A 6336-nucleotide genomic window follows, 5' to 3' on the forward strand; every position below is an offset into this window, starting at 1 on the left:
GCCGCGTGCGCGACGCCGTCCTTGGGCGGCTCGACCGTGCCGCTGTCGGAGACCATCGAGGCAGGGATGGTGGTCATGTCGTCCTTCCCGCTCACTTGGCGGAACGCAGGCGGCGGGCGATGAGGGTGTTGGCCAGGCCGACCAGCAGGAGCAGGCCGAACATCAGCCAGGCGATGGCGGAGGCGCGACCGAGCATGCTGTGGTGGAAGCCGGTGTCGTACATGAGGATGCCGAGGGTCTCGTACTGGTGGTCGGCGCCGCCCTGGTGGCCGCTCTGGCCGCCGAACAGGTAGGGCTCGCCGAAGAGTTGGGTGGCCCCGATGAAGGAGACGACGACCGTGAACAGGATGGTCGGGCGCAGCGCGGGGATCGTGACGTGGCGGAACTGCTGCCAGCGGGTGGCGCCGTCGAGGGCGGCGGCCTCGTAGAGGTCGCGGGGGATGGCCTGCATGGCGGCGAGGTAGATCAGCGCGTTGTAGCCGGTCCACCGCCAGATGACGATCACCGAGATGGCGATCTGCGAGCTCCAGGAGCCGGACTCCCACTGGATCGGGTCGAATCCGGCCAGGCCCAGCAGCCAGTTCGCCATGCCGCCCTCGGGGCTGAAGATCAGCGCGAAGACCAGGGTGGCGGCGGCCACCGAGGTGGCGTAGGGCGCGAGCAGCGCGGTGCGGAAGAAACCGCGGGCCGGGAGGCGGTAGTTGAGCAGGTGCGCGAGGCCGAGCGCCGCCAGCAGCTGCGGGACGGTGGACAGCACGCCGAGGGTGACGGTGTTGAGCAGGGCGTTCCAGAAGAACGAGCTCGGCTGGCCGAACAGCAGGTCCCAGTAGTTCTGCAGCCCGACCCAGTCGGCCTGGTCCACGTTGTACAGGCTGACCTGGTGCAGGGAGAGCCAGCCGGTGTAGACCAGCGGGAAGAGGCCGAAGACGGCGAACACGAGGAAGAAGGGCGCGACGAACAGGTAGGGCGAGGCGGTGCGGTCCCAGCGGTGCAGCCGGCCGCGCAGGCCGGTCCGGGTGGCGGGCGGGCGCGTGGGCGGTGCGCCCGCCGGGCCGCTGGGGTGGGTGCGGGTAGGGGTGGCCACAGGGTTTCCTCCGTGCCGATTCGACGGCCGGGTGGGTCGTCGGGTGGTTCCGGGCGGGCTTGGACGTGCCGGGGGAGCGGGGCCGTACGGGCCGCGGGGAGGCGCAGGGGACCGCGCGGCCCGTACGGCGGCGGGTGCGGCTACTGGACGCTGCTCGCGATCTGCTTGAGGGTGGCGGCCCAGGCCTCCTCGGAGCTCTTGTGGTTCTGCTCCATCAGCAGCACGCCGTTGCTGAACGCCCCGTGCAGGTTGCCGTGCTGCGGGCCGGTCTCGGCCGGGTTGATCGCCTTCGCCGCGGCGGAGAAGATCTGCCCGGTCGGGGCGTTCGGGCCGATGTACGGGTTGGTGAAGTCCGTGACGCCCGGGAGCGTGTACGCCTTCTGGTTGGCGGGGATGTTGCCGGCCTTCTGGAAGACCTTGGCCTGCTGCTCGGGCGCGGTGAGCCAGACGGCCAGCTCCTGGGCCTGCTTGACGTGCTTGCCGGAGGCCGGCACCGCCAGGAAGGAGCCGCCCCAGTTGCCCGCGGCGGGAGCCTGTGCGATGTTCCACTTCCCGGCGTTGCCGGGCCCGGAGAACTTCTCGATGTTGGCCTGCTGCCAGGACGGGCAGGCGGTGGTGGCGAAGGTGGAGTTGGAGAAGGCCGTCTGCCAGGGGGTGTCGAACTCCTTGAGCCCCTGGGTGATCCCGGCCTCGACCGCCTCGGAGGCCAGCTTCCAGCCCTTCAGGACGCCGGCGGAGTCCTGGTACGCCATCTTGCCCTTGCGGTAGTACTGCTCCGTGCTGGAGGAGACCACGCCGTTGTACAGGCCGGAGGCGGTGTCCATGAAGAAGGTGCCCTGGGGCGCCTTGGCCTGGTACCGGCGGCCCGCCTCGACGTACTTCGCCCAGTCGCCGGCCCACAGGGCGCTGACCGCGGCGGGGTCGGTGGGCAGGCCGGCCGCCTGGAAGAGGTCCTGGCGGTAGCAGATCGCCATCGGGCCGACGTCCGTGCCGAGGCCGACGGTCTTGCCCTGGGCGTTGGTCGCCTGCTGCCACTTCCACGGCAGGTAGGCGTCCTTGTCGACACCCGGGGCCTTCGACAGGTCGGTGAACGCCCCGCTGAGCTGGTCGGAGGTGGCCAGGGCGATCCGGCTCACCTCCAGCGCCTGGATGTCGTCGAGGCCGCCGCCGGACAGCCGGGTCTGCACGGAGGTCCAGTAGTCGCCCTCCTGCGTGGTGGTGTTCTCCTTGATGGTGATGTTCGGGTGGGCCTTCGTGTACTCGTCGAAGAGCCCGGCCTCCTTGTAGCCGAAGGTCCCGAAGTCGCCCACGCTGAGCGTGATCTTCGCGTTCGGGTCGTCCGAGCCGGAGCCGGCGGAGGAGCACCCGGTGGCCAGCAGCGCGCCGGCGACGGTGGCGGAGACGAGGGCGGCGGTTCTGCGGGTGCGGCGGTGCGGGGACATGCGGTTCTCCAGGAGCGTGGGTGGGGATCTGCGGGGATCGGGATGCGCACGGGTGGGCGGGACGCCGTACCGGGGTCCGGGCCAGAGGGCGGGCGGCTCCAGGGGTGTGGGAGCGCTCCCATTCGACGGCGGGTGGAGCCTTGCTCTCCCGGGTGGGAGCTGTCAAGGGGTGGATCGTGCCTGGTCGCCGGGGTGCCGGGCCCGGCGGCCGGCCCGGCGGCGGGCACGGCGGCTCACCGCACGGCGGAGGCGCCGGTGCGGTCGGCGGGGTGACGGAGGATCAGGCGGATGAGTGCCGGATCGGCGTGGTGGGCGGGATCAGGCGGATTCGCGCCGGATCAGCGTGGTGGGCAGGATCAGCGGGCTCGGCTTCTCGCCCGCGATCAGGGAGAGCAGCATGCGGGTCATCTCCCGGCCGATGTCCCGTATCGGCTGATGGACCGTGGTGAGCGGCGGTTCGGTGAACTCGGAGACCGTCAGGCCGTCGAAGCCGACCACGGCGGTCCGGGCCGGAACGGTCCGGCCCGCGCGGTGGAGCACCCGGAGGGCGCCGGCCGCCATGTTGTCGTTGGCGGCGAACACCGCGTCCAGGTCCGGGTGGTGGGCGAGCAGGGCCTCCATCGCGGCCATACCGCTGCGCTCGGTGAAGTCGCCGGCCTCCTCCGCGCGGAAGGGCAGGCCCGCCAGCGTCAGCGCCTCCTGGTAGCCGCGCCGGCGGGCCAGGCCGACGTCGGTGTCCAGCAGGCCGGTGATGGTCGCGATCCGGGTGCGGCCCAGCGAGATCAGGTGGTCCGTCGCCTGCCGGGCGCCGCGCACGTTGTCCACGTCCACGTAGTACGGGACCTGCCCGTGCAGCGGCTTGCCGCCGAACACGGCGGGGACGCCGGCCTCCAGGGCCAGGCAGGTCAGCGGATCGTCCCCGCGCAGGGACATCAGCATCACCCCGTCGACCGCCCGGGTCTGCAGGAGCTGCTCCACCCGGGTCTGGCCGCGGGCCGAGGTGGCCAGGCAGAGCACCAGGTGCAGGTCGGTCTCCTCCAGCGCGGTCGAGGCGCCCGCGATGACCTGGCCGTAGAACGGGTCGGCCAGCACCGCCGGGTCCTCCCCGGAGATGATCAGGGCCACCGCCCCGGCCTGTCGCGTCGCCAGGGCGCGGGCCGTCGGGTTGCGGACGTACCCGAGCTCCTTGATGGCGCGCAGGACGGCGTCGCGCTTGCCGCGGCTGACGTTCGGGGCGTTGTTCAGCACCCGCGACGCCGCGGTGCGGGACACCCCGGCGCGCTCGGCGACCTCGTCCAGCGTCGGCCTTCGGCGCGTCGGTTCGTCCGTCATCGTGGTCCACCTCGGTCTGGATGCCAGTGCACAGGATAGCGCCGCCGTGGTGTCGACTGGAAGCGCTTCCAGTTCGGACAGTACAGCGACTCACCGCCGGTGGGAAGAGAATGACCATCCCTTGACATCGGAGTGCGGACGCCCAATCATCTGGCAACTGGAAGCGCTTCCACCTCCCCCACCCCACCCACAGCGGAGGAAGCCCCATGCGACGAAGCATGGCCCTGCTCATCGCGCCTGCCCTGACCGCCCTCCTGGTCGCGGTCGACCCCGGGTCCGCGTACGCCGCCGACCCCACCACCATGACCAACGGCTTCTACGTCGACCCGAACTCCACCGCGCGGCAGTGGGTCGACGCCAACCGCGGCGACGGCCGCGCCGCCGCGATCCAGGCGTCGATCGCCGACGTGCCGATGGCGCGCTGGTTCGGCAACTGGAGCGGCACCATCGGGACGGCGACCGGTGCCTACGCCGGCGCCGCGGCGGCCAACGGGAAGCTGCCGATCATGGTGGCGTACAACATTCCCGACCGGGACGTCTGCGCCGGCCACTCCGGCGGCGGCGCGGGCTCCGCCGCCGAGTACGACAGCTGGATCGCCGCCTTCGCGAGCGGCATCGGCAACCGGCCGGCGGTGGTCGTCCTGGAACCCGACGCGCTCGGACACGAGAGCTGCATGACCCCGACCCAGGCCGCCGAGCGCAAGGCGATGCTGCGCAACGCGGTCGCCCAGTTCAAGGTGAAGGCCCCGAACACCTGGGTCTACCTGGACGCGGGCAACCCCGGCTGGCTGAGCGCCGACGCGATGGCCCGGCTGCTGGCCGAGGCCGGAGCGGGCGAGGCCCACGGCTTCTCGCTGAACGTGTCGAACTTCTTCGCCACCGGCCAGAACAGCACGTACGGCAACGCCGTCAGCGCGGCGCTGAAGTCCTCGTACGGGTTCACCAAGCCGTACGTCGTCGACACCAGCCGCAACGGCAACGGATCCGACGGCAACTGGTGCAACCCGGCCGGGCGGCGGATCGGCACCACCACCCGGGTCGGGGGCGGCGCCGAGATGCTGCTGTGGATCAAGACCCCCGGCGAGTCCGACGGCAACTGCGGCACCGGCGCCGGATCGACCGCCGGCCAGTTCCTGCCCGAGGTCGCCTACAAGATGATCTACGGCTACTGACCGTGGATCGACAGCCCATCCGCACGGGGCGGGAGCCGCAGACCCCCGCCCCGCGCGGTACGGAAGAGGAAAGCCGATGAGAGCACGCATCCCCCGCCTGATCGCCCCGGCCGCGCTGGCCGCGCTGATGACGGTGCTCGCCGCACCGGCCCCGGCCCAGGCCGGGCAGCAGGACACCGGCCACACGCTGCCGGCCGGCACCCGCTTCTTCGTGGACCCGGACACCGACGCCGCGAAGCAGGCCCTGCGCTACCTGAAGGACCACGACGTCGCCGGCGCCACCGCGATGGCCAAGCTCGCCGGCTGGCCGCAGGCCACCTGGTTCACCGACGGCACGCCCGCCGAGGTGGAGGCCAAGGCGCGCGCCCTGGTCCGCCGCGCGGCCCGCACCGGGACCGTCCCCGTCCTGGTCGCCTACAACGTGCCGCTGCGGGACTGCTCCCAGTACTCCAGCGGGGGCGCGCAGTCCGACGCGGAGTACCAGGCCTGGATCTCGGCGCTGGCGCGCGGCATCGGCAGGAGCAAGGCGGTGGTCGTCCTCGAACCCGACGCCCTCGCCAACCTGCCCTCCGACTGCTCCCCGACCAGCGACCCCACCGGTGAGCTCACCGCCGGACGCTACGCCGACCTCCGCCACGCGGTCGACGTCCTGGAGCGGCAGCCCGGCTCGGTGGTCTACCTGGACGCGGGCAACAGCCACTGGCAGAGCGTCGGCACCGCGGCGCAGCGCCTGCTGAAGGCCGGCGGCGACCGGGCCCAGGGCTTCTCCCTGAACGTGTCCAACTTCTTCGCCACCGACCTGTCCGACCACTACGGCACCTGGGTGTCGAAGTGCCTCTGGTACGCCACCAAGGGCCCGGAGGCCGCGCGCGGGCACACCGAGCAGTGCGCCGGGCAGTACTACTCGCCGGCCGCCCCCAACGACGGGCAGCCGGGCAACGCCGTCGACGCGGACGACCCCGGCACCTGGCACTGGACCGACCGCTGGTTCGACCAGAACGTCGGCAACCCGCCCGTCAACGACATGGCCCACTTCGTCGTGGACACCAGCCGCAACGGGAAGGGCGGTTGGACCCTGCCGCCCGGCACGTACGCCGGCGACCCGCAGACCTGGTGCAACCCGCCCGGCCGCGGCGTCGGGAACCGGCCCACGGCCGACACCGGCACCCCGCTGGTGGACGCCTACCTGTGGGTGAAGACCGTCGGCCAGTCCGTGGAGTGGAACGGGACGGTCGGCGCCAGCGGGGTGATGCTGTCGACGGCCGCGCGCAGCGGCTCGATCAGCGGGTCCATGCCGGGGCTGTGC

General features: G+C 72.2%; 5 protein-coding genes. 2 read left to right on the forward strand and 3 right to left on the reverse strand.

The genetic code is table 11. The features are described 5' to 3' along the window. Window positions 1–91: 91 nt before the first annotated feature. From ABZW03_RS35385 to ABZW03_RS35395, 3 genes are all read right to left on the reverse strand, one after another. Window positions 92–1006, reverse strand: coding sequence for a sugar ABC transporter permease (locus tag ABZW03_RS35385; protein ID WP_355267885.1), 915 nt, complete (start codon window positions 1004–1006; stop codon window positions 92–94). A 218-nt stretch (window positions 1007–1224) separates the two neighbouring features. Continuing rightward, entirely contained in the window at window positions 1225–2526 is a 1302-nt protein-coding gene (locus ABZW03_RS35390; protein WP_355267873.1) for an ABC transporter substrate-binding protein, read from the reverse strand. 318 nt (window positions 2527–2844) lie between these two features. Further along, the gene (locus ABZW03_RS35395; protein WP_355267876.1) at window positions 2845–3858 is read right to left on the reverse strand and encodes a LacI family DNA-binding transcriptional regulator; all 1014 of its coding nucleotides are present in this window, start codon (window positions 3856–3858) and stop codon (window positions 2845–2847) included. Between the two features lie 206 nt (window positions 3859–4064). Here ABZW03_RS35395 and ABZW03_RS35400 point away from each other — a divergent pair, with 206 nt between their 5' ends. Together ABZW03_RS35400 and ABZW03_RS35405 are read left to right on the forward strand one after the other, a co-directional pair. Then, window positions 4065–5030: a glycoside hydrolase family 6 protein gene (locus ABZW03_RS35400; protein ID WP_355267879.1), complete on the forward strand. Its 966-nt coding sequence runs from the start codon at window positions 4065–4067 to the stop codon at window positions 5028–5030. Between the two features lie 76 nt (window positions 5031–5106). Beyond that, on the forward strand, window positions 5107–6336 hold a 1230-nt coding region (locus tag ABZW03_RS35405; protein WP_355267882.1), incomplete at its 3' end, for a glycoside hydrolase family 6 protein.

It is taken from the genome of Kitasatospora sp. NPDC004799 (assembly GCF_040609095.1).
Classification (GTDB): Bacteria; Actinomycetota; Actinomycetes; order Streptomycetales; family Streptomycetaceae; genus Kitasatospora.

Excerpts from the sequence above, each read along its gene's own strand:
- ABZW03_RS35400 (WP_355267879.1), top strand. The coding sequence starts at position 4,065 with ATGCGACGAAGCATGGCCCTGCTCATCGCGCCTGCCCTGACCGCCCTC.
- ABZW03_RS35390 (WP_355267873.1), bottom strand. The coding sequence starts at position 2,526 with ATGTCCCCGCACCGCCGCACCCGCAGAACCGCCGCCCTCGTCTCCGCC.
- ABZW03_RS35395 (WP_355267876.1), bottom strand. The coding sequence starts at position 3,858 with ATGACGGACGAACCGACGCGCCGAAGGCCGACGCTGGACGAGGTCGCC.